Raw genomic sequence first — 24,464 nt, 5'->3', positions numbered from 1 at the left:
TTCAACGTTCGATATGAGGGCATCACAACATGCAACGAAACGTCCCCCGCTACGCGGCGCGTGCGGTCGCCGGCCTCGCCGCGGCCGCCGCTTTGAGTCTCGCCTCGCTTGCGCATGCGCAGACCGGCACGCAAAAGCCGGCGCCGGCCGCGCAACCACTGTCGCCCACGTTGTCGCAGGCCGCGCCGCCTGTCGATCCCAGCTTCTCCGCGTACTCGCTCGCGCAGACCTGCAAGCAGAAGAACGATAACGTCGCGCAGGGCCAGTGTGTCGGCGCGATTCGCGGCATCATCCACGGCTATCAGTACGGCGTGTTGTTCCTCGGTCAGCGCACGTCCTTGCCGGCCAACGAAACGCAGCGCGTGTCGCTGTGCCTGCGCAATGCGCCGGTGTCGTCGATCGTCGAGGAATTCGTCACGGACGCGGGCCAGGTCAACGACGAGTCGCTCAAGCACACGCCCGCCGAAGTCGCGGTGCTGGGCTCGGTGCACATGCATCACAGCTGCAATTGACGACGCACTGCCCGTGCGATGAGCACGACGCTCAGAGCATTTCCAGCGCGCGCTTGCCGCGCGGCGGCTTGAAGTAGCCGTCGATGGCGGCAAGCTCCTCTGCGTCGAGCCGCAATTCGAGCGCGCGATAGTTGTCGCGCACGTGCTCGACGCGGCCCGCCTTCGGAATCGCGAACACGCCTGGCTGCTGCAATACCCACGCAAGCGCGACCTGGAACACCGAGACGCCGCGCGCGCTCGCAATATCGTCGAGCGGCGAGCGGCGCGGCAGACGCGCGTGATCGACGGGACTGTAGGCCATGGCCGGCATGTTGCGCGCGGCGAGCCAGGGCAGCAGGTCGAACTCCGGCCCGCGCCGCGCGACGTTATACAGGATCTGGTTCGTCGCGCACGACTCGCCTCCCGGCGTGGCCACGAGTTCTTCCATGTCGTCGGTATCGAAGTTGCTCACGCCCCAGTGGCGGATCTTGCCGGCTTCGCGCAGCGCCTCGAAGGCCGCGACCGTCTCCGCGAGCGGCACCGAGCCGCGCCAGTGCAGCAGATACAGATCGAGCCGATCCGTGTTCAGACGTTTGAGGCTGCGTTCGCACGCCGCAATCACGCCGCGCCGGCTCGCGTTATGCGGATACACCTTGCTGACAAGGAACACCTGGTCGCGCAGTCCTGCAAGCGCTTCGCCGAGCAGCGACTCGGTCGCGCCGTCGCCGTACATTTCGGCGGTATCGATCAGCGTCATGCCGAGCTCGACGCCGCATCGCAGCGCGTCGATCTCAGCCGCGCGGCGCGCCGGCTGCTCGCCCATCTCCCATGTGCCCTGCCCGAGTTTCGGGAGGCGCTCGCCGTCGGGCAGGCTCACGCTTGCGATGTCGCTCGTCATGCTGGCTCCTGAAGTGACTGACTATGGCTGAATGTCCGACCATGCGACGGCGCGAAACACAGACCCGGCGCACGGCGCTGCTGCTCGATTCGTATCGACGACGCATCGACGAGTTTAGCGGCTACGCCGCGATCCGACCGATGACCAGGCAAAAGCCCGCTATAACGTCGCGCGCCGATGTCTTAGAATTGCTCCTCGCCCTTCTAGCGTAAGCCCCATGACCTCTGCCTCGGAAGACCGCTGGCGCGACCTGCGCCCGGACCCGGAAAACGACACACCGCTCTACCTGCAACTTGCCCGCAAGCTCGGCGCCGCGATTCACGAGAATCGCTGGAACGCGGGCGAAGCGCTGCCTTCGGAGCGTGTGCTCTCGGAGGCGCTTGGCGTTTCGCGAATCACGTCTCGCAAGGCCATCGCGTTGCTCGTCGAACAAGGCCTGATTCGACGCACGCAGGGCGCCGGCAGTTTCATCACGCCGCGCTACGAAGATCCGCTGTCGCGTCTGTCGAGCTTCAGCGAAATGCTGCGGCGGCGCGGTTTCACGCCGAGTTCGCAGTGGCTGTCGCGCGAGATCCTGCCGGCCAATCGCGACGAAGTGATCCAGCTCGGGCTGTCGCCGGCTGCGGCGGTGACGCGTCTGCGGCGCTTGCGTCTCGCGGACGGCATCGTGATGGCCGTCGAGAATTCGACCTTTCCGGCTGCGGTGATTCCCGATCCGCAGGCCATCGGCGATTCGCTTTATACGTACCTGGAGAACCGCGGGCTGACCATCGTCCGCGCGTTGCAGCATTTCCGCGCGGTGAATGCGAGCGAGGAAATCGCGCAGCAAATGAGCATCGCGCCGAATGAGGCGCTGCTGTTGATCACTCGTGTGGGCTATACGGCGGATCAGCGCGCTATTGAACTGACCGACACTTATTGCCGTAACGATTACTACGATTTTGTGGCGGAGTTGAGGAAGTAGGTCGTGGGGTTTGCCGTGCAAGCTTTCTTCGATGCGGCCGTCGTGATGCGGCCGCATCAACGCATCAAACCCACTTCGCCTCGTGCGTGCCGATCGGCGCGGGTGGCAGTGCGAGGAAAGCCGGCGTCCCATCGAGCTGCTCGGCAGGCTGCACGGCCTGCACGCGGCCAAACCCGGACTGCACGGTTTCGAGACAGTCGCGCACGTCGTCGAGCGTGAGCTCAGGCGCCTGCCAGCCGTCGGGAATCTCACCGAACGATTGCAGCCAGCGGCCCGTCTGTGCGAGCGACACCTTCACATGCCAGCTACCGCCTTCGGTAGCGCGCCGCGCCAACGCGGCCATCGCGCCGAACGCGGCGAGATAGCCGGTCGCGTGATCGAGCGCCTGACACGGCAGATGCCTCGGCTCCGCGGATGCCGCCGCGCGCTGCTCCGTCGCCGCGATGCCGCTCGCGGACTGCACGAGGCTGTCGAACCCGCGCCGCGACGCCCACGGCCCTTCGTATCCATAGGCGCACACCGACACGTAGACGATGCCGGGCCGCACGCGCGCTGCATCGTCGGGACCGAATCCGCGCGCCGCCAGTGCGCCGGGGCGATACGCCTGTAAAAAGACATCGGCATCGCGCGTCAATCCGCGCAGCGTCTCGCGGCCTGCCGCATCGCGCAGATCGAGCACGGCCGAGCGCTTGCCGCGGCCGTTGTCGATGACGAGCGGCGCAATGTTCGGCAGATGCGGGCCGTTGATCATCAACACTTCGGCGCCATGCTGCGCGAGCGCGCGCCCACCGACCGGACCGGCGATGATGCGCGACAGGTCCAGCACGCGCACACCCGACAGCGGCCGGCTGCCCGCATTCACCGACGGCGACGCATGCCGCGTCGCGAGTTCCGGCGGGGCATCGCCGATTCGCTCGATTTCGAAGAGCGGCAGACTCGCGATTGCCTTTGCCTGATCGAGCGCGGCCCACTCTTGCGGCGTGCGAATCAACGCGGCGCACAGGCCGGCGTCGGCGAGCGTCTGGTCGAGCGCGGCGCCATCCCATCCACGTATCGCCGATGCGACCGCCGCGCGATCGTTCTCGCAGCCGAGCACTTTCAATACGCCCGCCAGATGATGCGCGAAGTTCGTGTGCAATTGAATCCAGCGGCCGTCGCGCGTCTCATAGAAACCCGTCACAGGATCGCGCAGCGCGGGCGGCGGACCACCGTCGATTCGCAGATAACGTTCGCTGCGAAACGAAGCCAGCGCTCGGCGCATGTCCACGCTCACGCGCTGCCCGCGTCCCGTGCGCAACCGATGATATTCAGCCGCTGCCAGCCCCGTCGCGGCGATGGTCGCGCACGCCAGCGCGCCGACACGAAACACCGACGGCAAGGCCGGCTCGCTGCCGGTGAAGTGAACCGAGCGAAGCGCGGCTCGCTCGCAGCCTGCGAGCGTCCAGATGTGATCGAGTGCGAGTTCGGGGGTCATGGCGTTCACATTCGGGTCGAGGAATGTGGTTGAGTCTAGAAGCGTGGGTTGTTTGAATCAATCTTGATTGTGATAATCAATGTATATTGATTTGTTTGGTTGTTGTGCGGCCTATTCTCATGCCCCCATCCTCCGATTCCCTGACTGCCACCGAAGCCGCCGCCGAACTCGGCATCAGCGTGACCACGCTTTATGCGTACGTGAGCCGCGGCTTGCTGAGTTCGTCACCGGATGCACAAGGCAAGCATCGCCGCTACGACGCGCGCGAAGTGCGGCGGCTCGCGCGGCGCAAGGAAGACGGCAAGCGCGCGGGCAAGGTCGCGCAGAAAGTGCTGGATTGGGGCGTACCGGTGCTGGAATCGTCGATTACGCTCGTCGCCGACGGTCGCCTGCTGTATCGCGGACGCGATGCGATGGAGCTCGCGCGCACCGAATCGCTCGAAGATATTGCGGCGTTGCTGTGGGAGTGCAGCGCGGCGCGTATCGCCGATGCGCCGCCCGTCCCGCTCGGCGCCGCTCAATGGGCCGCGTGGCTGAAGCTGTGGGGCGACAGCACGCCGCTCGATCGCGCGCTCGTGCTGCTGCCCGCGGCGGCCGCGCAAATGCCGCGGGTCTGGGCGCTCGGGCGCGATGCGCAACTGGACAACGCGTGCGCCGTGATGCGGCTGCTGGCCGCCGCGATGATCTCGGCCGCGCCTTCGAATGCGCCGCTGCATCGACAGTTGGCGTCCTCGTGGCAGGTCCGCAACCGGCAGCAGGCGGCGCTGCTGCGCGCCGCGCTGGTCGCGTGCGCGGACCATGAGCTGAATGCGTCGACGTTCACGGTTCGCTGCATTACGTCGACGGGCACGCATCTGTTCGGCGCGGTGGCGGGCGGTCTCGCCGCGCTGGCCGGCCCGCGTCACGGCGGCGAGACCATGCGCATCGCGGCGTTGTTCGAAGAAGCGTCGCGCGCCGCCGATCTCGATCGTTACCTGGCCACTCGTCTATCGCGCGATGAGCACGGCGCGCAGGGGCCGGTGCTGTCCGGCTTCGGCCATCCGCTGTATCCGCAAGGCGATCCGCGCGCGCGGCTCCTGCTGGAATTGTTAGGGGAGTGCGCGCCGGCGCGCTCGCCGCTCGGCGAGGTGCAGGCGCTGGCGCGGGCGGTCCGCGATACGACCGGTGCTGAGCCGACCGTCGACTTCGCGCTCGCGGCTATGGAGCGGGTGCTTGGCTTGCCCGTGGGCGCCGCTTTCACGTTGTTTGCGGTGGGGCGTGTCGTCGGGTGGATCGCGCATGCGATGGAACAGGCGCGCGACGGCGGCTTGATCCGGCCGCGGGCGAGGTATGTAGGGGAGAGTTGAGCGTTTCTTGTCGTCGGGCGGGGCACCTACGCGCCGGCCCGGCGGGCTCCTTCTCTCTTCACGCAACGACTGTCGCGCAAAACGCTCCCCTCCGCTCCTTCACATAGCGCCGAGCCAACGCGGCAGCCAGCTCGGCACCGCCGCACCGCGCGTCGGCCTCGCCGGGCCGCGTTCCGCACTACGCTCCGAGCCGCTGGCGAGCGCGAAGCGCGCACCCGCCTCTCCCGCGCTGATCCACGCGACGGCCCCGCGCGGCAGATCGATCGATTCGCCGGTGGCGAGCCAATAGTCGTCGCGGTCGCCTTCGACCGTTAGCCAGATTTCACCTGAGATCACCTTGAAAGTGGACGGGCGCGCGACGCGCCACGCGGCCACCGGCTCGTCATGTTCCAGTTCAAAAATCCGCACTTCACGCATGGCCGTTCTCCTTCAGAGGGCTTTTGTGTTGTATCGATTATTGTCGTGCGATCATCGAATACCCATGCACAGTTCCGAACAGTTTCATCGGAACTGTGCAGTCGAAAAACCGAACAGTTGGCGTGTGTGAGCTCCTGACCCGCACCGCACGTCCCGTCCGGGAAGGAAAGCACATGCGACTTGAGATTCAGCTTGATAGAGACAACGGCGTACCGCTGACGGAGCAGATCGTCGCGGGCGTCAGCACCTGGATTCGTTCACGGACCGCGCATCCGGGCTCGAAATTGCCGTCGATCCGCCAGTTCGCCGCCGACTACGGCGTGAGCCGCTTTCCGGTTATCGAGGCGTACGACCGGCTCGTATCGCTCGGTTACATCGACTCGCGCCACGGTTCCGGCTTCTATGTGGCGGACCGGCCGCCCGGCGGCGCACAGTGCGACGGCACCTCGGACCCGCGCCGCGCCGAAGAAGAATCCGACCATCTGCTGCAGCAGTTCAACCACCCCGGCGAAACGCTGAAGCTCGGCAGCGGCTTTATCCCCGAGCCGTGGCGAGATACGGACAGCATCGCGCAGGCGATACGGCACGTGCTGCGCACCGATCCCGCGAGCATGGTCGATTACGCGACGCCGCTCGGCAACCTCAGCTTGCGCGAACATTTGCAGGCGCGAATCGCGCAACTCGGGATTCGCGCGGACACGTCGCAGATCCTGATCACGAACGGCGCGAGTCAGGCGTTCGATCTGCTGATGCGCTACATGCTGAAGGCGGGCGACACGATCTTCGTCGAAGACCCCGGCTACTACAATCTCTACGGCCTGCTGAAGCTGCACGGCGTGCGGCTCGTCGGCATTCCACGCACGCGCAGCGGGCCGGATCTCGACGTCATGCAGGCGCAGTTGAAGCAGCACCGGCCCAAGCTGTTCTTCATCAATACCGTGTTTCACAATCCGACCGGGACCACGGTCGCGCCGCCGGTCGCGTTCCGGCTGCTGCAACTGGCGCGCGAACACGGCTTCACGATCATCGAAGACGATATCTACGCCGACTTTCAGACCGACGTCACCGACCGCCTCGCCACACTCGATCAGCTCGAACATGTGATCTACATCGGCGGACTGTCGAAGACGCTGTCGTCGTCGTTGCGCATCGGCTGCGTGGTCGCGAGTCACGCGATCATCAAGGATCTCGTCGACATCAAGATGCTGACGAGCATCGGCGGCTCGCTTTTCGCTGAAACGGTGACGGCGTCGCTGCTCGAGCGCGGCGCATATCGTAAGTATCTCGAACGACTGCGCCGCCGTATGCGTGACGCGCTCGGCTCGACGATCCAGACACTCGAGGATGAGGGCTGGGAAGTGTTCGAGAAGCCCGTCGGCGGAAAATTTTTGTGGGCGCGCGTGCCGCACGTGGACAATGCCGAGCGGCTGGTGGAATGCGGCGCGCCGCTGGGCGTGACGGTCGCGCCGGGCAGTTACTTCAGGCCGGGTATGGAGCCGAGTCCGTGGATTCGAATTCACGCGGCGTTCGGTAACGAGCCGCGTGCACAGGCGTTTTTTCGGGCGGCGGCGAAGTTGAAGTGAGTGACTCGGGCTTGCGCGCTGGATGTCTGAGCCTGGCTCCGCACCGCGGCCGTGCTGCGTCGGTGCATTCTCCAAACGATAGCGCGCAGCAGATGCGAACACGCTCGTCTCGCGCGGTGCTGCGGCCCGACCCCTCGCTGTGTCGTCCGCGGCTTTTCCCTAGAATAGCGAGTTCCTGCCCGTTCTGAGCGCCAAGCCGCTACTTCATGTCCACGCCGCCGACCCAGCCTGTCTCTTCAACCGTAGCGCCCAGCGCGCCTTCCGCCCGCTCGCTGACGGTCATGCTGTGGCTCGTCGCCACCGGCTTTTTCATGCAGACGCTCGACTCGACGATCGTCAACACCGCCCTCCCGGCGATGGCGACGAGCCTCGGCGAATTGCCGTTGCGCATGCAGTCCGTCGTGATCGCCTATTCGCTGACGATGGCCGTGATGATCCCGGTCTCCGGCTGGCTCGCCGACAAACTGGGCACGCGACGCGTGTTCTTCAGCGCGATTCTGGTTTTCGCGGTCGGCTCGTTGCTGTGCGCGAACGCTCATACGCTGAACCAGTTGGTGATCTTCCGGATCGTGCAAGGCGTGGGCGGCGCGATGTTGCTGCCGGTCGGACGGCTCGCCGTGCTGCGGACTTTTCCGGCAGAGCGCTATCTGCCGGCGCTGTCGTTCGTTGCGATCCCGGGACTGATTGGTCCATTGATCGGCCCGACGCTGGGCGGCTGGCTCGTCAAAATCGCGTCGTGGCACTGGATCTTTTTGATCAACGTGCCGGTGGGCATCGCCGGATGCATCGCCACCTTCATCTTCATGCCCGACAGCCGCAACGAAGAGGTCGGCAGGTTCGACGTCAAGGGCTACTTGCTGCTGGTCGTCGGCATGGTGGCGATTTCGTTTGCACTCGATGGCCGCACCGAATTCGGCATTCAACACGCAACGGTGCTGGTGCTGTTGATTCTAGGCCTGGCCTGCTTCGTCGCCTATGGCTTGCACGCGGTGCGCGAGCCCGCGCCGATTTTTCCGCTCGACCTGTTCAAGATTCACACGTTCAGTGTCGGACTGCTCGGCAATCTGTTCGCGCGGATCGGGAGCGGCGCGATGCCTTATCTGATTCCGCTGCTGCTGCAAGTGAGTCTCGGCTACAGCGCATTCGAAGCCGGCATGATGATGCTGCCCGTTGCTGCTGCCGGCATGGCGTCGAAGCGGCTCGTGACGAAGCTGATCGTCAGGTACAGCTATCGTCGCGTGTTGATCGTCAACACGGTTCTCGTCGGCCTGACGATGGCCAGCTTCTCGCTGACCAACGCGGGACAGCCGCTGTGGCTGAGGCTCGTGCAACTGGCGTTGTTTGGCGGCGTCAACTCGATGCAATTCACCGCGATGAACACCTTGACGCTCAAGGATCTCGGCACCGGCGGCGCAAGCAGCGGCAACAGTTTGTTCTCACTGGTCCAGATGCTGTCGATGAGCCTCGGCGTCACCGTGGCCGGCGCGCTGCTGGCGACCTTCACCGGGCTCTTGCCGCGCGTGACGGCTGCCAACTCTCTGCCCGCGTTTCATGCGACGTTCCTTTGCGTGGGGATTATCACCGCGGGTTCGGCGTGGATCTTCGCGCAGTTGTCGCCGGATATCCGGACGCCGGCCAGGAAAACTGATCCTTCTGAGCGGACGTGAGGGGTGGGGTTGGTGGGGGTTTGCTGGTGGGAAGGTTGCGCTTGGAATGCGGGCGGAAGTGGCTTGATGGCTCGATGGCTTGATGGCTCGGCGGCTCGATGACTTGGGGGCTGGAGGTGGAACGGTGGAGGCTAGCCGCTGAGGGGTGAAGGCTGGTGGCTGGGGGTTCGTGGTTCGTGGTTCGTGGTTCGTGGTTCGTGGTTCGTGGCTGGTGGTTCGTGGCTCGTGGCTCGTGGTTGAGGGCTGAGATGTGAGGGCTGGAGGTTGAAGGCGAAAGGCTGAGGGCTGAGGGCTGAGGGCTAGCTACCTACGCAAGCCGTCATGGCGCCACACTATCCGAGCGGATGTTCAACGAATGCCACGCCCAAGGTAGTCACTTGCTCGCATTCAGGCCCAACATGAGCACCACCAACTTCGACCCGCAACGGGGCGCAGCCCGCACCAGCGAAGTGCGATACATCATGCCGGTGCCCGCGTCGTTGGCCGGCGCTCGGCGGCTCGCGCGCCAACTGCGCACCCCGCCAGCCTTTCGTATGCGCATAGATCTTGCTCGCCTATCCTGTAAACTTACGCATTGCGCGTGCAGCTTCCGCATTGAGCCCCTAATCCGGCCGCCACCCACACGACTGACATGATGAGCATGATCGAACTCGATCCTCCCGGTTTTCAGCCTCCCCGCCCGATGGCCGGCGACGAAGGCTCCCGGCGCACCGTTCTCTACGGCGGCTACACCGTTTTCAGCGTATTTCAGCCGGTTTTCTCCGTGTCGCACCGGCGCGCGATCGGCTATCACGCCTCGCTGCGCGCACACGACGAGCATGCGCGGCAAGTCCCCTCGCACGAGGTGTTCACGCAGGCCGCGCGCCGCGGCGACTTGCTGGAACTCGGCCGGCTGGCCGAGTCGCTCCACCTTGGCAACTTCAATGCATTCGACAGTCACGACGAATGGCTCTTTCTGAGTCTCCATCCGGCCGCGCTGATGGACACGAGCTACGGCGACGCGCTGCTCGCCGGGCTCAAGGCGTTGGGCTTGCCGCCGCAGCGTGTAGTGCTCGAGGTCTCCGAGCAAGCGGGCGGAGAAACGACGCGTTTCGCCGAGATCATCGACGCGTTGCGCAAGTCGGGCTTCCTCATCGCGCTCGATGGCTTCGGCGCCAAGCACTCGAACATCGACCGCGTGTGGAATCTGCGCCCCGATATCGTCACGCTCGACCGCTGCATTCTTGCGCAGGCAAGCGAGCACTCGCACATTGAACGCGTGCTGCCCGGCCTCGTGTCCCTGCTGCATGAATCCGGCCAATTGGTCCTGATGGGCGGCCTGACCACAGAGCGGGACGCGCTGATCGCACTCGAATGCAACGTCGATTTCGTCCAGGGCGCATTCTTCGCGGGCCCGAGCGTCGAACCGGTCAAGCCGCAAGCCGCTGCCGGCTTGATGGACTCGCTCTCCGCCGCGCTGCGCGAGCGTGTTGCCACGCGTGAACGCGCGCAGGCGACGCGGCTCGCGCCGTACGTCAGCGCGCTCGAAACCGCAGCCGCACAGCTGGTTGCCGGGCAGCCAGCCGCTGACGCGACGGCCGCGCTGCTCAAGCTCGGCGAGACGGCGCGCTGCTTCATTCTGGATGGCTCCGGACGGCAAATCGGCGACAACGTGCTGCCTCCTGGCCGCGCGTCGCAACGCGCGAAACGCTTCCGTCCGCTATTGCATTCCGAAGGTGCAAGCTGGGAGCGCCGGCCTTACTTCATTCAGGCGATGCGTACGCCTGGGCGCGTGCATCTCACTCCTCCTTATCTGTCGATCAATGAAGCGCATTTGTGCGTGACCGCTTCCATCGCGGCGCATACGCCCGGCGGCACGCAAGTGCTATGCGTAGACATCAACTGGGAAGTCGCGGCTCATCGCAATTGAGTCGGCCGAGTCCACCGAGCGCTGCTGAATGCGCGCCAGCAATTCGGTGACCGCAGTGCGGCCCAGCACACGATTGGCGGCCTGCAATCGCGATGCGCTCGTCACTGCGTGCAACGAAACGATTCTTCCAGCGCCGTTGGCCGGACCGTGGGTCCGCCTATGACCGTGCGCCTCGCCGGTGGTGAGCCCGGTTGTAAGGCCGCTCTCGAAGCCAGTGTCGAAGCCGCCGGTCGTCCCGTTTTTCATGCCGCTCGCCGCGCCGCTGCCCGAGCCCTCGGTGGCGATGTCGATCAACGCAACGACGTCGCCTTCGATAAGCAGCGCGATAGACAACGCCCCCTCCACCGATACCAGTTCCACGTGGCTCGCCTGACGCGCAAGCGACGTCACCTTCTCCATCCAGTCACCCAATGCGCGGTCTGACGCGCCGGTGCGTGCCTGGGCGAACGCCTTCGGCGGCACACCAAGCGCGCGTGCATCGGCGTGTGCATAGCAGTTTGTCGAGGCAGCGGCACGCACAACGGCCGGTGAGTCGCCCGGCACATTCAGCGGCGGGCCGCACACCGGCTCGTCGCTGACGACATGCGGCGCATCGCTAAACAGCTCGAGCAGGCTAGTCCTGTCCTGCGCCTCAAGTGCGTTGCGCAAGCGCTCGACAATCCGCGCGTGGCTCTCCGGATCGGCCCGATGCAACGGTGCGCCCGCGCGCTGCAGGCGCGCCCTCGCCCGATGCACGATCTGCCGGCAACTGGCCGCGCTACGTTCAAGAATCCTGCCGATCTCCGCGTAGTCGCAATCGAACGCTTCATGCAGCACAAACGCGGCGCGCTCGTCGGGTTTGAGGCGCTCGAGCAAAAGCATCACGCCATAGGACATTTCCGCCGCACGCAGCGCGAGTTCTTCAGCCGATGGCGCGAATTCGTCGAGCCACGGCTCCGGCAGCCAGCCGGTGGCCTGAGACTCGCGCTCGCGCTGCACATTTCTCAGACGGTCGATCGCCGTGCGCGTGGTGAGCGTGGTGAGCCACGCGGCCGGCGTCTGCACCTCATGCGTATCAGCGAGATGCCACTTCAGCCAGACGTCTTGCACGATGTCTTCCGCCTCCGCACGGCTGCCGAGCATGCGGTACGCCAACGCGAGCAGGCGGGCCCGCACCGCCCCGAAGCTGGATGCCTTGTCGATTTCGTGTTCTTTCATGCGTAGACCTCCAGATCGTGCGTGGTAAAAGCGCGTGCGCCGCCTGCCAGATTCCTCGACCGCGCGCCGCAAAGACATCCATTGCAGCTTGACGATTGGGCGAGCCGCCGCGTGACAGGCGCGCGAAAAAAAATTTATGTCACGCCGCCGACAGCCGGCTCGTCATAAGGACAGCAGCCCACTTTTGACGAGGCAAATATGCAATCGAGCTATCCACCTGTTACCGGCCTTGGCCTCGTGCCAACCGTGATCGAGCAGTCCGGCCGCGGCGAGCGCGCCTACGACATCTACTCGCGTCTGCTGCGCGAGCGCATCGTGTTTCTGGTCGGACCCGTGAACGAGCAATCGGCCAGTCTCATTGTGGCGCAATTACTGTTTCTGGAGTCGGAGAACCCGGACAAGGACATTTCGTTTTATATCAATTCGCCCGGCGGCTCGGTGTACGACGGGCTCGCAATTTACGACACCATGCAGTTCATCAAGCCGGAGGTATCCACTTTATGCACAGGTTTTGCAGCGAGCATGGGCACATTCCTGCTGTGCGCGGGCCAACGCGGCAAGCGGTACGCGTTGCCCAACGCGCGCATCATGATTCACCAGCCTTCGGGCGGCAGCCAGGGCACGGCAGCGGACATAGACATTCAGGCTAAGGAAGTGCTCTATCTGCGCGAACGTCTCAATGCAATGATGGCCGAACGCACGGGGCGCAGCATCGAGGAAGTCGCGCGCGACACAGACCGGGACAATTTCATGTCCGCGTCCGCGGCAAAAACGTATGGCCTCGTGGACGAAGTGCTGGAAACGCGGGCGGCGCTGAACTCGTCTTCGGTGGCGTCGGACAGACACCATGACGTATAGCGCAGCGCGGTTGAACTGTGCCGGGTTCAACTGCCCGCGCTTGCACTGGTCTGCCCGACAAAAGCTGATCACGTTGGCTGGAATCGCTATCATGGTCGCGATTCGTCGACTCCGACGAGCGCTTCAATGGAGATTTACATGGCGTCATCCAACGAAACCGTCAGCATGGCGCTATTCTGCGACTTCGAAAACGTCGCGCTGGGCGTGCGGGACGCGAAGTACGACAAGTTCGATATCAAGCTGGTGCTCGAACGTCTGCTGCTCAAGGGCAGCATTGTCGTGAAAAAGGCATATTGCGACTGGGATCGCTACAAGAGCTTCAAAGGTGCGATGCACGAAGCCAATTTCGAGCTGATCGAGATTCCGCACGTGCGTCAATCGGGCAAGAATTCGGCGGACATCCGGCTCGTCGTGGACGCGCTCGACCTCTGCTACACGAAGTCGCACGTCAATACGTTTGTGATCATCAGCGGCGACTCGGACTTTTCACCGCTCGTGTCGAAATTGCGCGAGAACGCGAAGCAGGTGATCGGTGTCGGCGTCCAGCAGTCCACGTCTGATCTGCTGATCGCGAACTGCGACGAGTTCTTTTTTTACGACGACCTGGTACGCGAAAGTCAGCGCACCGTCGCCAAACGGGAGTCCTTGCGCCAGCAGAAGAGCGCTCAGCCGACAGCCAAGGTATCGCAGGACGAAGAGAAAAGCCGCAACAAGGAAGATCTGGAAAAGCGCCGCACCAAGGCGGTGGAGATTGCGGTGCAAACGTTCGACGCGCTTGCATCCGAGCGGGGCGACAGCGGGAAAATCTGGGCGTCGGTATTGAAGAACGCGATCAAGCGGCGCAAGCCGGATTTCAACGAAACCTATTATGGCTTTCGCGCGTTCGGCAATCTGCTCGAAGAGGCGCACGCGCGCGGGCTGCTGGAATTCGGCCGCGACGAAAAATCAGGGGCTTACGTATATCGGAGCACGGTTTCGGGCGCTGCGGGGGAAGGTGCCGGAGAAAGTACGGGCGAATCGGCGGGCGAGCATGCAGCCGCACGTGGAAACGAAGCTGTGGACACCGCAGAGGTAGCGGAACAACTTGACGAGTCGCAGACAGTTGGCGCGGCGCAAGCGGAAACAGGCGCCAAACACGAGTCTCGTCGTCGGGGTCGTGGAGATCGGAAGCGAGGCGCAAGCCAGCAAGCCGCCCGCGAAGCCACGCACGAGACGGCACAGGGAAGCGCAGAGGAAGCCGGCCACCAAACGGCGCCACGAAGGACGCCGCAAGCCGCCAACACCCGACGCACCAGACGCGAAGAAAGCGGAGCCAACCTGAGCCAGGCTGAAGGCGATGCGATGTATGCCCCTGAAGCGGAAAACAAGCGCGCGACGTCCGAGCTGCCGCAAGCGCTCACGAACGAACCGAGCCATGTTTCTGATCAGGCGGGCGCGGCCGAAAATGCCGACTTGCACCAGACCGACGAAACGCAGCCCAAGCGTCGCAAGCAACGCGAGCCGCGTAAAACGGCCGCGAAGAAAACGCGGAAGACCGCAGCACGATCGGACGACACGGCAAGCAACACGAACACGGCGAACACGGCGAACACCGCGCACACTCCAGACACCGCATCGCCAGCAACCGAACCTTCACCGACCGCAGAGGAAACACCCGCGCCCGCCAGGAAAGCCGCGCGTAAAACCGCGTCGTCGCGCAACCGCCGGCCGCGCAAGACAACGGGAGGCAACGACACCGAGTGACACCGAACGACACCGAATGGCGCCGAACCACACTGAATAGTCCGCGCCTTGCTCCGCACCCGGCAGCGGCCGAAGCCAAGTGTCACCGCAAGCCGAACACCGCAACACCGTTGGTCGCGCCGACATAAACCTTGCCGCGCGCGATCATCGGCGTGATGAACTTGTTGCCCGCGCCCCATTGATCGCGCGTGCCCGCCTGGTTGCTGTTGTACAGCTCGTTGGCAAGATTGCTCGCGTCGTAGGCATGCAGGGCGCCGGTCGAGCCGTTCTCCGCCGCCCAGACAATGCCGTTGCTCGCGCCATTGGCGGATATCGCCGGCGTTGCGCCCGGATAGGCAAAGGTCGTCGGGCTTCGAGATGAAGCCGTCGTTGCGAGGAACGCGCCGGCAATCGGCAGGGCTTTGATGTTGTCGTTTAGCCCTCCGTAGTACACGACGCCCTTGTAATACGCCGGCGAACCCCAGATGCCGCCAGCAAGCGTGCCGATGAGTTCTTGCCAGATGTTATTGGCCGCTGGGCTGAATTTGCCCATTGAATCGCGGTCGACCACATAGATGTGGTTGTCTTTGCCGGCCGCCACAGCAAGATGCTTGACCACGCCGGCCGCGGTCGTCTGGTCCGGCAGCAACATCACGCCTCCAGAACCGAAGTCGTTGTCCGTATTGGCCTCTTCGACTACGTTGGACATCGCGAAATAGTCGGTGACTTGCAGTTGGCCAGCCGACAGTTTCATCAGCGAGTTGCCGAAGTTGCCGTCGACCGGGAAGCCCTGTGCATTGAGCGTCGTGCCGAACGTGCCGTTGCCGTCGACGACATAGATGGACGAGCCGTCGGAAGCCATGCCGGAGCCGGCCATCCAGATCGAGCCCTGGCTGCCGTTCGGCGTGATGTTGAACGCGCTGGTCTGCTTGAGTGTGCCGGCGTTGTACGCCATGAGCCAGCCGGTGTAAGCGCCGGACATGCAGTGCGCCGTCCAGCCCATATAGATGTTGCCGCCAACGAGCGTCAATGCCGCCCGCTCCGTGTGCAACGACGCGTTGAACGTAATGACGCCGTTGACGCTCCCCGCGCCGCCGCCCGGATAAGTCGCCGCAATCTCGGTGGGACCGCCCAACAGTTCGGCGCCCGTCGCAAGGTCGAGTGCGTGCAGGCGGTGATGGTAGGCGCCGCCGCTGTCTTTCGTCATCGAGACCGCATATAGCGCGCCGTTGGGGCCGCGCGAGCGGTCGATCACCGGCGTCGACGTCACGCCAATCTCGGGCGTGATGTCCGGGCATCCGCGGTCGTCGCTGGGCGTTTCGCCGCTGCCGTTTAGCGTCGCGTGCCACAACTGCGCGTAGCTGGTCGCGTCGTACGCATAGACACTGTTGTGTTCGGTCGCGACGTAGACTACGTCGTGCGGCGCGCCACCAATCGACAACGCTGTCGCAAAGAGCGGCTGGGCATCCACCTTGCCGTCCGCCGCAAGGAACGAGACTTTGCCGAAGCTCGATGCGTTGACGTTGGCCGGCGTCAGCGTGGTTTCGGCAAGCATCTGGCCGGTGCGCGCAAGGTCGTTGTGGTGCATCAGCACGTCGGTGGCGAATACGGGTCCGGCGGGTGCAGCCCCGCCCGCGCCGCTCCCCGCGCCGGCGCCGGAGCCTGACCCTGAGCCGCTGCTGCCCGCACCCGAGCCACCACCGCTCGCCCCTCCGCCCGACGATGTAGACGCCGCTCCCGGCGATCCGCCCGAGCCGCCGCCACATGAAGCAAACCCCCAGGCAACAGTGAGCAGCGCCGCCACTGTGCACACACGAACCCACGGCCCGGCCGATAGCCGGTCGCCGCCACCTCGCGAGATGCGCATGTCCGCCTCGTCTCTCAAACGATGCGACGCTCAGTTCCGCAAGACGAAGGCTGCGCGTGATGCGAACACGTCGCGTGCCGCGGAGGGACGCCCCGTGCACATCTTCCGATGGCTGATGGATGATCACATTCAACGTCCGCGGCCAATTAACCGTACGCCGTTTGCGGAATTTCATGCCGCCAGGGTCTCGCCACTCTCCGCCAGGCGAACGCGCGGCTGGCGGCGCAACGCGAAAACAAGGAGCGACCGCACGCGCGATCGTGTGTCAGGCATCAAAGCATCGTAATCAAAGCATCAGTAGTACGGATAAGGCGCGTAGATAACGGGCGGCGGTCCGTAATAGCGCGGCCGCGGCGCAACATAAACCGGTTGCGGCGCATACACAGGCTGCGGCGCGTAGACCGGCACTTGCGGCTGCGAGATCGTGTTGCCCTTCGACGTCATGCATTGCGCGTAGGCTGCGTCGTAGCGCGCCTGCAAGCTGTTCGCCGAGTACTGCGCGCCGTTTGCGCCAGCCGCGCCGCCGATCAGCAAACCGCTGCCCGCTCCGATCGCCGCACCCGCTCCGGCATTGCCCGCCGCCGCGCCGAGCAGCGCGCCGACGGCCGCGCCGCCCAACGTTCCCACCGCCGCGCTGTTGACGCTGCTGGTGGTCGCTCCTTGCGAAGCGCCGGCCGCATCGGACGAATGGAACGCATAGTCGCGACACGTGTAGTCGTCCTGCTGAAACTGACTGAGCGGCTCGCCGCTGCGCGGCATGGCCACCACCGACGGACCGCTCGGCGGCACGACGGCGCAGCCGCCCAATAGCGCGAGCGCGACGGCCCCGAGAGGCAGCGCGACGCGCAACGGTGTTAGACGTGAAATCATGATGGCGCGAATAGCGTGGATTGGAAATCACACGTTATGCGAATCCACGCTCGCGATGTTTACCGCATCGTTACCGTATGTTTTATGCCCGTGCGCGAAGCCGCGCCGCAAGCCTGAGCCACGCGATGTGCGTTATCGCGCGGTTACGAACAGTGACAAAGATTCTGCAAGTCATGAACGATGCTCGTGCGGCGACGCGCGCAAAAAGCAGAAAAGCCCTCACATGGAGGGCTTTTCTTTCTTGCATAGCGGCCGTTGTGAACCGATTCAGAGCCGGCTCAGAATCGATTCAACGCCGCAACACACCGAAAAATCACGCGAAGTTCTTCGACGCGAATTCCCAGTTGACGATGTTCCAGTAAGCCTCGACAAACTTCGGACGTGCGTTGCGATAGTCGATGTAATACGCGTGTTCCCACACGTCGATCGTGATCAGCGCTTTGGCGTCCGTGGTCAGCGGCGTCGCAGCGTTGCTCGTCGACACGAGGTCGAGCGAACCGTCTGCCTTCTTCACGAGCCATGCCCAGCCCGAGCCGAACGTGCCGATTGCGGTCTTCGCGAACTCTTCCTTGAACTTGTCGAACGAGCCCCACTTGGCGTTGATCGCGTCGGCCAGCGCGCCGGTCGGTGCACCGCCACCTTGCGGCGACAGGCTGTTCCAGAAGAAAGTGTGGTTCCACACTTGAGCTGCGTTATTGAACACGCCGCCCGACGACTTCTTCACGATTTCTTCGAGCGACAGATTCTCGAACTCCGTGCCCTTGATCAGATTGTTCAGGTTGGTCACATAGGTCTGGTGGTGCTTGCCGTAGTGAAACTCGAGCGTCTCTTCCGACATGTGCGGAGCGAGTGCGTTTTTCGCGAACGGCAGCGGCGGGAGCGTATGTTCCATGGTGCTTTCCTTCAGTCTGTATCTGTTGTGGGGAGTCTGCGGATAACGCTTTAGAGCACTCGATTGTAGGCGACTTGGAATAACCCCGCAAACGAACGGACTTTATGTCCGGCATCGGCGAATCGCCCGCAAAACCGCGTAATTAGTGCTTCCGTTTGCTCTGCAAACGCGAGCTCGCGCAGTCAAAACTACGCACGCGCAGCGTGTCAGCGCGATGTCAGAAACCGTCGGCAAGACGCGGCTGCACATCGGCGAGGGCGACGTCTGCGGTGCCCTCGGCGAGATGCATCGTCAGGCGGCGTCCCGGTTTCAACGACGACGGCGCGCGCACCGCGCGGCCGGTCTGTGCATCGAGTACCGCGGCATAGCCGCGCTCGAGCGTGCGCTGCGGACTCAGCACTTCGAGCCGCGCCGACAGCGTGGCGATGCGCGCGGCCTGACGTTCATGCTGACGCAGCAATGCGGCGTCGAGCCGTTGCGTGAGATTGCCAAGCCGCGCCTGATGCGCAGCGAGATCCGGACGCCAGCGCTGCCAACGCATCTGCAGCAGCGAAAACCGCGCTCGGGCATCGCGCACGGGCCTTGCCCCGGCCGACGCGAGCCGCGCGCTCAGTTGCTGCAAATGCGTGCGTTGCCGCGCGAGACGCTCGGCGGGCGACACAAGCCGGCGCGCGAGCCAGTCGAGCTGCTGGGCGCGCCGCTCCATCATCCGGCCGAAGCCGCGTGCAAGCGTCGCATGGCGATGGTCGAGCTCGCGCAGCAACAGCACGCGCTGCGGGCTCACCAGTTCGGCGGCGCCTGTGGGCGTGGGCGCGCGGACATCGGCGGCGAAATCGGCGATCGTGAAATCGGTTTCGTGCCCCACGCCGCTCACGACCGGAACCGCGCTCTCCGCAATCGCGCGCGCGAGCACTTCTTCGTTGAAGGCCCACAGGTCTTCAATCGAGCCGCCGCCACGACACACGATCAACACGTCGACCTCGCGCCGCGCGCTGACCGCATCGACCATTGCCGCGAGCTTCGCGCTTGCGCCCACGCCTTGCACCGGCGCCGGATAGACGATCACGGGAATATGCGGCGCGCGACGCGACAGCGTCGTCAGCACGTCGCGCAGCGCCGCGGCCTGCAACGACGTGACGATGCCAATTGCGCGCGGATGCGACGGCAGCGCGCGCTTGCGTTCGGCGGCAAAAAGGCCCTCGGCTTCGAGCTGTGCCTTGAGCCGCAAAAACGCTTCGTAAAGACGTCCCTGGCCGGTGCGCCGCACTGCCTCGACGTTCAGTTGCAGTTCGCCGCGCGGCTCGTACATCGTGACGAGCGCCCGCACTTCGATGCGGTCGCCTTCCTTCGGCGTGAACTCGGCGTATTGCGCGCGGCCGCGGAACATCACGCAGCGCATTTGCGCCTGCGCGTCCTTGATCGAAAAGTACCAGTGACCGCTCGCGGCGCGCGTGAAATTGGAGACTTCGCCGGCAACCCACACCAGCGGAAACGAGCGCTCGAGCATGCTGCCGATCGCGCGATTCAGAGCGGAAACGGGAACGACGACTTCGCCGCCGGGCATCGTCGACGAGGTAAGGGAACTGTCGGAATTCATGCGAAGGGATGGTGGTGACTGGCCGGACAGACGATAGACCGAGTGGCCAATCGCGTCCAGCGCGACGCGCAAATTGTTAAAAGTGTCCACATGCCGGGACCGTCAAGGCGAATTCCGCCACGCGCCCGGCAAACTACGGGAAACCGAAGCATCCCGTTGATTTATATGAAATTTACTGATGACCTCCTGAGGTGATCGCCGACGCAAGGCGCTTGCAACGGCCCTTGAGGCGCTGCGGCGGGCGGGTTCTCCACAAAGTTATCCACAGGCTGCAAGAGGCGCAACACGCGACGCGGCAGGCATAGGACGCAGCCAACGCGACTTGCGGCCGGGGACGCGTGCGCGCTAGAGTGGCGGGTTCGACAGTAAGGGAAAAGCACGCACGCAAGCGCCGCAACGTGCGCGTGACGAAGGGCGCTGCTGACACGCGCTGCCTATGCTTCCCTTTCTGCTTTTAAGTTTTTCGACCGTCCGGAGAATCGCGCTGATGCCTGTCCCGCGTATTGCCCCTGGCGCCTTCACGCCGCCGCGCTCGCGCCGTCCCGCGAGCGGCGAGCCGCTCGTCCGCCCGGCCTGCCGATGAGCGGAATCTTCGATCGTTTCGAAGCGCGCGTGGCGCGCGAGTGGCAGCACCGCGGACCGCTTGCGTGGTCGCTGACACCGCTCGCATGCGTGTTCGGCGCTGTCGCCGCGCTGCGCCGCGCGGCATTCTCGCTCGGCTGGATTAAGCCGGTGCGCGTGGGCGTGCCCGTGGTGGTGGTCGGCAATGTGACCGTCGGCGGAACCGGCAAGACACCGACCGTGATCGCGCTCGTCGAAGCGTTGCGCGGCGCCGGCTTCAACCCTGGCGTCGTGTCGCGCGGCTACGGCGCGCGGGTCAAGACGCCGACGCCGGTTACGCCCGCCTCGGCGGCCAGTGTCGGCGGCGACGAACCGCTGTTGATCTCGCGGCGCACCGGCGCGCCCGTCTGGGTGTGCCCCGATCGCGTGGCGGCGGCGGAGGCGTTGTGCGCGGCGCATCGCGACGTCGACGTGATCGTCAGCGACGACGGCCTTCAGCACTACCGGCTCGCGCGCGACGCCGAGCTGGTCGTGTTCGATCACCGGCTCGGCGGCAACGGCTTTCTGCTGCCGGCGGGTCCCTTGCGCGAGCCGCTCTCGCGTCGGCGCGACGCCACGCTGATCAACGACCCTTACGCGAAGACGCTGCCTCCGTGGCCGAACACGTTCGCGCTTCAGCTTGCACCGGCCGACGCGTGGCACCTCGACAATCCCGCGTTGCGCCGCCCGCTCGCGCAGTTCCGCGGCGAGCGCGTGCTGGCGGCCGCCGGCATCGGCGCGCCCGAGCGTTTTTTCGCCACGCTGCGCGCCGCCGGCCTCGCGCCCGAGACGCGCGCGCTGCCCGATCACTACGCTTTCGAGCGCAATCCTTTTACCGGCGCCGACGCCGACGCCATCCTGATAACGGAAAAGGATGCGGTAAAATTGGGGTCCTGGCGCGACGCGCGCATCTGGGTTGTTCCCGTCGAAGCCGCGCTCGATCATCGCCTCATTGCATTAGTTGTGGAGAAAGTCCGTGGACGCTCGCCTGCTTGAAATTCTCGTTTGCCCGATCTGCAAGGGCCCGCTCAGCTACGACCGTTCGGCGCAGGAGCTGATCTGCAACGCGGACAAGCTCGCCTATCCGATCCGCGACGGCATCCCCGTCATGCTGGTCGACGAAGCGCGGCAGACTGTCGAAGGCACGCCTGTGGATCTGAATCCGGGGTCCGTGGCCTGAGGCGTGTCGGGCTGGCGCGGCGCGAGGATTTCGCGCGGAGCCAGTTTCGGGTCTGTTAGCGGCGGGTGGTTGGCCATGTTTACGAAGCGGCGATTGGTGCAAGATTAGTGTGCCGGTTGCCAAGGTGGCTCGTTGGCCGGTTGTGCCGGTTGGCTTGCGGCTCGGGACTTGGCTGGCTCCTCGGCTCGCAGCTCATCGCGTGGCTTGTTGGCCCTCGTTGATTCGTCAAAATTGTCAGCTCTCGTTAGCCCGCTCCCGCTCCCACCCCCTGACGCACCCCACACCACCTCCCTCTCCCCTTCCCCCCACTTCCTCATCTCTCCGATGACCCACACCGCCTCCGCCACGCCCCCGTTCATTGCCGTCGTGCCGGCACGCCTTGCGTCGACCCGTCTGCCCAACAAGCCGCTCGCCGATATCGGCGGCAAGCCGATGGTCGTGCGGGTCGCCGAGCGCGCACGCGAATCGGGCGCCGAGCAGGTGTTGATCGCATCGGACGCTCAGTCGGTACTCGACGCCGCCCGCGAGCATGGTTTCGAAGCCGTGCTGACGCGCGCCGATCATCCGTCGGGCACGGACCGTCTTGCCGAAGTCGCGTCGCAATTCGGCTGGAGCGACGAGACGATCGTGGTCAATGTGCAAGGCGATGAACCGCTGATCGATCCGTCTCTCGTGCGTGGCGTCGCGTCGCATCTCGCGGCACGCAGCGATTGCGCGATCGCCACCGCGGCGCATCCTATCGCCGATGCCGCGGAGATTTTCAATCCCAACGTCGTCAAGGTCGTGCTCGACGCGCGCGGCGTCGCGCTCTACTTCTCGCGCGCGCCGATTCCCTGGGCACGCGACGCCTACCAGCCGCACTGGCCCAACGTTGCGTCGATGCCTGTGCCGCCCTCGCCCGCCGTGGTTCATCGGCATATCGGGCTGTATGCGTATCGCGCGAAATTCCTGCGCAGCTATCCCGATCTGGCGATCTCGCCGATCGAACAGGTCGAAGCACTCGAGCAATTGCGCGCGATGTGGCACGGCGAACGCATCGCCGTCCTGGTCACGCCCGAAGTGCCGTTGCCGGGTGTGGACACGCCCGCGGACCTCGCGCGCGTGCGGGCTTTATTCGGGTCTTGAGCGCAAAAACCCGTGGCATAATCGGACGCTTGTGCGCGCCTCCCGTGATTAGCGAGAGCCAGGGTTTGCCCGGTCGCGCCGTACGTGTTTCAGCAGCGCCGTCGTCGACGTGCAGCGCGAAACGCGAAGCGGCAGCCGACGCGGGTCCCTTGCCCCTCGTGGGACGACCGCAGCGCCACCAAGAATTCACATAGATCTGGAGATACACATGCGTTTGATTCTTTTGGGTGCGCCCGGCGCGGGTAAGGGCACTCAGGCAAACTTCATCAAGGAAAAATTCGGCATCCCGCAAATTTCCACCGGTGACATGTTGCGCGCGGCCGTCAAGGCAGGCACGCCGCTCGGCCTCGAGGCGAAGCGCTTCATGGACGCAGGCGAACTCGTCACAGACGAGCTGATCATCAACCTGGTGAAAGAGCGTCTGCAACAGCCGGACTGCGCAAACGGCTATCTGTTCGACGGCTTTCCGCGCACCATTCCGCAAGCGGAGGCGATGAAGCAGGCCGGCGTCGCGATCGACTACGTGCTGGAAATCGACGTGCCGTTCGACGAGATCATCGTGCGCATGAGCGGCCGCCGCTCGCACGCCGCGTCGGGCCGCACGTATCACGTCAAGTTCAACCCGCCGAAGGTGGAAGGTCTCGACGACGTGACGGGCGAGCCGCTGATCCAGCGCGAGGACGACAAGGAAGAAACCGTCAAGAAGCGCTTACAGGTGTACGAAGCGCAGACCAAGCCGTTGATCGACTACTACAACGGCTGGGCGAAGAACGGCGACGCGACCACATCGCTGAAGGCGCCGCAATACCGCCGCATCTCCGGCCTCGGCACGGTCGAGGAAATCCGCGACCGCGTGTTCGACGCGCTGAAGTAATTCAACGCCGCAGCTTGCGTTGGCAAAAAACCCGCCTCTTTCCGGCGGGTTTTTTTATGCCTTCAGCACGGCCGTTTTAATTTGCTCCTCGGCGATGGCGATGTGGGATCATCCATGATCGAAAAGATATTCGATCTGGACGTTACTTACCGTATCAAGGAAAGGAGCAGAGATGGAGATTCGTGACAACGCATTCCTGATCACCGGCGGCGCATCGGGGCTTGGCGCCGCGACCGCGCGCCTTCTCGCGGAGAACGGCGGCAAGGTGGTGCTCGCCGACCTGAATCAGGACGCCGGCGAGGCGCTCGCCAAGGAACTCGGCGGCGTTTTCGTCAAATGCGACGTGAGCCGCGAGGACGACGCGACGCGAGCCGTCGAAGCCGCGACGAAACTCGGCACGCTGCGCGGCCTCATCAATTGCGCGGGCGTCGCGCCCGCCGCCAAGACCGTCGGCAAGGACGGGCCGCATCCGCTCGACGCGTTCGCGCGCACCATCTCGATCAATCTGATCGGCACGTTCAACATGATTCGCCTCGCGGCCACTGCGATGTCGAAGAACGAGCCGAATGCGAACGGCGAACGCGGCGTGATCATCAACACGGCGTCGGTCGCGGCCTACGACGGCCAGATCGGACAGGCAGCCTACGCGGCGTCCAAAGGCGGCGTGGTCGGCATGACGCTGCCTATCGCACGCGACCTGTCGCGCAACGCGATCCGCGTGATGACGATCGCGCCCGGCATCTTCGAAACGCCGATGCTGCTCGGCATGCCGCAGGAAGTGCAGGACGCGCTGGGCGCGATGGTGCCGTTCCCGCCGCGCCTTGGCAAACCAATCGAATATGCGATGCTCGCGAAGCAGATTCTCGACAATCCGATGCTTAACGGCGAAGTGATTCGTCTCGACGGCGCGATTCGCATGCAGCCGAAGTAACG

Annotated in this window: 21 protein-coding genes; 13 read left to right on the top strand and 8 right to left on the bottom strand. The window is 64.6% G+C overall.

Annotated features, from left to right (window positions below; all coding sequences use genetic code 11):
• The first annotated feature begins 29 nt into the window (after window positions 1-29).
• The gene (locus P0D87_RS14740) at window positions 30-512 is read left to right on the top strand and encodes a hypothetical protein (protein ID WP_053858667.1); all 483 of its coding nucleotides are present in this window, start codon (window positions 30-32) and stop codon (window positions 510-512) included.
• A gap of 31 nt (window positions 513-543) precedes the next feature.
• Here P0D87_RS14740 and P0D87_RS14735 read toward each other — a convergent pair whose 3' ends face one another.
• A complete protein-coding gene (locus P0D87_RS14735) occupies window positions 544-1,389 on the bottom strand; it encodes an aldo/keto reductase (protein WP_053858668.1) in 846 nt (281 codons plus the stop codon).
• A 217-nt stretch (window positions 1,390-1,606) separates the two neighbouring features.
• On the opposite strand from P0D87_RS14735, the gene P0D87_RS14730 reads away from it, so the two are divergent.
• Window positions 1,607-2,353: a GntR family transcriptional regulator gene (locus P0D87_RS14730; protein WP_006050077.1), complete on the top strand. Its 747-nt coding sequence runs from the start codon at window positions 1,607-1,609 to the stop codon at window positions 2,351-2,353.
• Window positions 2,354-2,417: 64 nt separating this feature from the next.
• Here P0D87_RS14730 and P0D87_RS14725 read toward each other — a convergent pair whose 3' ends face one another.
• Window positions 2,418-3,827: a CoA transferase gene (locus P0D87_RS14725; RefSeq protein WP_053858669.1), complete on the bottom strand. Its 1,410-nt coding sequence runs from the start codon at window positions 3,825-3,827 to the stop codon at window positions 2,418-2,420.
• A 119-nt stretch (window positions 3,828-3,946) separates the two neighbouring features.
• Here P0D87_RS14725 and P0D87_RS14720 point away from each other — a divergent pair, with 119 nt between their 5' ends.
• On the top strand, window positions 3,947-5,173 hold the full coding sequence (locus tag P0D87_RS14720) for a citrate synthase family protein (RefSeq protein ID WP_053858670.1): 1,227 nt from the start codon (window positions 3,947-3,949) through the stop codon (window positions 5,171-5,173).
• A gap of 99 nt (window positions 5,174-5,272) precedes the next feature.
• On the opposite strand, the gene P0D87_RS14715 is transcribed toward P0D87_RS14720, so the two are convergent.
• Entirely contained in the window at window positions 5,273-5,590 is a 318-nt protein-coding gene (locus tag P0D87_RS14715) for a DUF2917 domain-containing protein (RefSeq protein ID WP_006050074.1), read from the bottom strand.
• Window positions 5,591-5,763: 173 nt separating this feature from the next.
• Here P0D87_RS14715 and P0D87_RS14710 point away from each other — a divergent pair, with 173 nt between their 5' ends.
• From P0D87_RS14710 to P0D87_RS14700, 3 genes are all read left to right on the top strand, one after another.
• On the top strand, window positions 5,764-7,173 hold the full coding sequence (locus P0D87_RS14710) for an aminotransferase-like domain-containing protein (RefSeq protein WP_053858671.1): 1,410 nt from the start codon (window positions 5,764-5,766) through the stop codon (window positions 7,171-7,173).
• Between the two features lie 281 nt (window positions 7,174-7,454).
• A complete protein-coding gene (mdtD, locus tag P0D87_RS14705) occupies window positions 7,455-8,840 on the top strand; it encodes a multidrug transporter subunit MdtD (protein ID WP_232292290.1) in 1,386 nt (461 codons plus the stop codon).
• A 634-nt stretch (window positions 8,841-9,474) separates the two neighbouring features.
• The gene (locus tag P0D87_RS14700) at window positions 9,475-10,749 is read left to right on the top strand and encodes an EAL domain-containing protein (RefSeq protein WP_044021278.1); all 1,275 of its coding nucleotides are present in this window, start codon (window positions 9,475-9,477) and stop codon (window positions 10,747-10,749) included.
• Here P0D87_RS14700 and P0D87_RS14695 read toward each other — a convergent pair.
• Window positions 10,705-11,946: a sigma-70 family RNA polymerase sigma factor gene (locus tag P0D87_RS14695; protein ID WP_053858672.1), complete on the bottom strand. Its 1,242-nt coding sequence runs from the start codon at window positions 11,944-11,946 to the stop codon at window positions 10,705-10,707. The two genes, P0D87_RS14700 and P0D87_RS14695, sit on opposite strands and share 45 nt — an antisense overlap.
• 198 nt (window positions 11,947-12,144) lie before the next feature.
• On the opposite strand from P0D87_RS14695, the gene clpP reads away from it, so the two are divergent.
• Both clpP and P0D87_RS14685 read left to right on the top strand, forming a co-directional pair.
• Entirely contained in the window at window positions 12,145-12,804 is a 660-nt protein-coding gene (gene clpP / locus P0D87_RS14690) for an ATP-dependent Clp endopeptidase proteolytic subunit ClpP (protein WP_006050068.1), read from the top strand.
• Between the two features lie 138 nt (window positions 12,805-12,942).
• Window positions 12,943-14,547, top strand: a complete 1,605-nt coding sequence (locus tag P0D87_RS14685) for an NYN domain-containing protein (RefSeq protein ID WP_053858673.1) — start codon at window positions 12,943-12,945, stop codon at window positions 14,545-14,547.
• An 82-nt stretch (window positions 14,548-14,629) separates the two neighbouring features.
• Here P0D87_RS14685 and P0D87_RS14680 read toward each other — a convergent pair whose 3' ends face one another.
• The 4 genes from P0D87_RS14680 to xseA form a co-directional block, all read right to left on the bottom strand.
• Complete coding sequence (locus P0D87_RS14680) at window positions 14,630-16,393, bottom strand: PQQ-binding-like beta-propeller repeat protein (protein ID WP_053858674.1); 1,764 nt, start codon at window positions 16,391-16,393, stop codon at window positions 14,630-14,632.
• 294 nt (window positions 16,394-16,687) lie between these two features.
• Window positions 16,688-17,263 (bottom strand): glycine zipper family protein, encoded by a 576-nt coding sequence (locus P0D87_RS14675; protein WP_006050065.1) that lies wholly within the window; start codon window positions 17,261-17,263, stop codon window positions 16,688-16,690.
• 313 nt (window positions 17,264-17,576) lie between these two features.
• Window positions 17,577-18,155, bottom strand: coding sequence for a superoxide dismutase [Fe] (gene sodB / locus P0D87_RS14670; protein WP_006050063.1), 579 nt, complete (start codon window positions 18,153-18,155; stop codon window positions 17,577-17,579).
• Window positions 18,156-18,372: 217 nt separating this feature from the next.
• Window positions 18,373-19,752: an exodeoxyribonuclease VII large subunit gene (gene xseA / locus P0D87_RS14665; protein WP_029968091.1), complete on the bottom strand. Its 1,380-nt coding sequence runs from the start codon at window positions 19,750-19,752 to the stop codon at window positions 18,373-18,375.
• A 579-nt stretch (window positions 19,753-20,331) separates the two neighbouring features.
• Between xseA and lpxK the strand changes: the two genes are divergently transcribed.
• The 5 genes from lpxK (at window position 20,332) to P0D87_RS14640 (ending at window position 24,462) form a co-directional block, all read left to right on the top strand.
• Window positions 20,332-21,348 carry a tetraacyldisaccharide 4'-kinase gene (gene lpxK / locus P0D87_RS14660; protein WP_029968094.1) on the top strand — a complete coding sequence of 339 codons (1,017 nt, stop codon included), beginning with the start codon at window positions 20,332-20,334 and terminating at the stop codon, window positions 21,346-21,348.
• Complete coding sequence (locus tag P0D87_RS14655) at window positions 21,329-21,532, top strand: Trm112 family protein (RefSeq protein WP_006050060.1); 204 nt, start codon at window positions 21,329-21,331, stop codon at window positions 21,530-21,532. Before lpxK ends, P0D87_RS14655 begins: the two co-directional genes overlap by 20 nt.
• A 324-nt stretch (window positions 21,533-21,856) precedes the next feature.
• On the top strand, window positions 21,857-22,657 hold the full coding sequence (gene kdsB, locus P0D87_RS14650) for a 3-deoxy-manno-octulosonate cytidylyltransferase (protein WP_006050059.1): 801 nt from the start codon (window positions 21,857-21,859) through the stop codon (window positions 22,655-22,657).
• Window positions 22,658-22,865: 208 nt separating this feature from the next.
• A complete protein-coding gene (gene adk / locus P0D87_RS14645; protein ID WP_006050057.1) occupies window positions 22,866-23,531 on the top strand; it encodes an adenylate kinase in 666 nt (221 codons plus the stop codon).
• A 172-nt stretch (window positions 23,532-23,703) separates the two neighbouring features.
• Window positions 23,704-24,462: a 3-hydroxyacyl-CoA dehydrogenase gene (locus tag P0D87_RS14640; RefSeq protein ID WP_006050055.1), complete on the top strand. Its 759-nt coding sequence runs from the start codon at window positions 23,704-23,706 to the stop codon at window positions 24,460-24,462.
• Window positions 24,463-24,464 lie beyond the last annotated feature (2 nt).

This window comes from Paraburkholderia sp. RL17-368-BIF-A, from assembly GCF_046054045.1.
Classification (GTDB): domain Bacteria; phylum Pseudomonadota; class Gammaproteobacteria; order Burkholderiales; family Burkholderiaceae; genus Paraburkholderia; species Paraburkholderia graminis.
The sequence above is the reverse complement of the archived record's forward strand: the minus strand, read 5'-3'. Positions and strand labels throughout refer to the sequence as shown.